This is a genomic window from Xanthovirga aplysinae (assembly GCF_009711365.1).
In the GTDB taxonomy this organism is placed as follows: Bacteria; Bacteroidota; Bacteroidia; order Cytophagales; family Cyclobacteriaceae; genus Xanthovirga; species Xanthovirga aplysinae.
This window is the reverse complement of record NZ_SMMB01000500.1, coordinates 1-1,940: the sequence shown is the minus strand read 5'-3', so window position 1 is coordinate 1,940 and position 1,940 is coordinate 1. Positions and strand designations below refer to the sequence as shown.

Annotated in this window: 1 protein-coding gene; it reads left to right on the top strand. The window is 36.9% G+C overall.

Annotated elements, in window-relative coordinates:
• Window positions 1-922 (top strand): SDR family NAD(P)-dependent oxidoreductase (locus E1171_RS02135; protein ID WP_155203622.1); only part of this gene is annotated, 922 nt, incomplete at its 5' end.
• Between the last annotated feature and the right edge of the window lie 1,018 nt (window positions 923-1,940).

Below are 1,940 nucleotides of genomic sequence, written 5' to 3'. Positions count from 1 at the left end.
AGTAACAGGTGCTTCCAATGGAATGGGAAAAGGGGTTGCAAAGGTATTAGCAGGACTTGAGCAGGTCAATGAGATCATCCTTTTGTGCAGGTCGGAAGAATTGGGATTGTCAACTGTAAAGGAACTTCAAAATCTTTCAGAAAACTTAAAAGTTTCCTTACTTCTTTGCGACCTCACAAAATTGGAGGATGTCAGGAAAGTTATTGAGGAAGTTAAAAATCAGCATAATTTTCTGGATGGCCTGTTTATCAATGCGGGAATGGGTTACGCTCCCCTACGACTCCAAACACAGGATGGGATGGATGGGCATTTCCAGGTAAATTATCTGTCCCAATTCATGCTCACCTTAAACTTATTGGAGTTGTTAGAAAATTCTCAAAAAGGAGGTCGAGTGGTTTTCAATGTAACGGAATATGGGAAAATTATTTGGGAGGATATGCAGTTGACCAGTAAATGGGGTTATGTAAAGGCTATTTATCAAGCTATGGCAGCAAAGAGAATGTTTTTTACACAGTTGCATAATCTCTACAGTCAAATTGAAAATCGAAATGTCTCTTTCCTTGGATTCCGGGTTCATAAAACCGTTTGGACGAATCAAATCAATATTATCCCTTTGTGGATGAGGTTGATAGCACTACTGTCGAAATTCTTTGGGGCATTTATTTCTATTGAAGAGTGTGGACAAGTAATGGCTCCTCTGTTTTTAGAGATTCAGGAAGAAAGTCAGAAAAAATCTGGCAAATTGATAACCTGGAAAAAAAACAGCTTCGTTGAGATGAAACAAAAAAATACTACTTTGAATCAAGGTCAGCTGGACAAACTTTGGGCAATAAGTTTAGATTTATGCAAGGATGAAAAAACCCATGAAATTGGCGATCGACTTTTGCTTGATGCAAAACAGAAATTAAACCAGATGTCTTAACTGTAAAACTCACTACACAACAATATAAACTGCATCAAAAATATTTTATGCTAATCCTTGACCTAATCCCTAAATAAGAGAAAATTGGTTGGCCTGCTGCACATGCCTTTCAAAACTGGAGTTTTCTGCGTACGGCTTTCCCCTATTTGGCAGGTATTAGTGTTTTGTGGTTGAACTTTACCTAGAAAGTCAAAAGGCCATCATTGCTAAATAACTAATCCACACCAGGTCGCAAAACAGCTCAATGTTATCCCAATCCTATTGGCACCTGTCCGGCTTTTACACTTGCCAGTATCCCACAAGTTTTAACCTACTATCCAAAGTGCAGCCAAGAGCAATACCGCTTAGGGTACAACCCAGCCTAGTTTCTGTCTTTTCCCACCAAAATCCAAATTTCTGTTTGATGTGGAGGCATTAATCGCCAAAAGCCTTTCATGAAATTCTTCTGAGTGAATTAGTTTTATTCTGGGATGTTGGAAGCGGTACACATTTTTATTAAGGAAATGGAAGTAGGATAATCCGGTCATTTGTTTCCTAGTGAATAGAAGTGTCAGAGTGAAAAATGGCCGTTTAATAGGTAGCACTAAAAAGGAAGTTAATTTTAATAAGTAGAAGAGTTTCCTTGGTGATTTAATTAGTAACAGTAGTAAGATAAAAAAAATATTCTATATCCATATGTGGTAATTATTCCAAAAAACAGGAAACTCCGATTTTTTATTTAGATTTGACTATGAATATTTTAAGACAAAAAAACGGGATTTGGTTGATTTGATGGTTGGATAAACACCATATTTGGTATATCGGGTTGTTGTGGGTCATTGGCAAAATGAAATTAATAACAAGATATAGATAATGCGTTCAACTAAAAGACCAGCAAGAATTGCTGGTATACTTATGATTATGGGAATGGTTGCGGGCGTTCTTAGTATTGTTCCTTCCATAGAAAGTGCAGATTACCTCACAGAAGCCTATCCAAAAAGAAATCAAGTACTAACTGGAGCTTTATTCCAATTTTTTT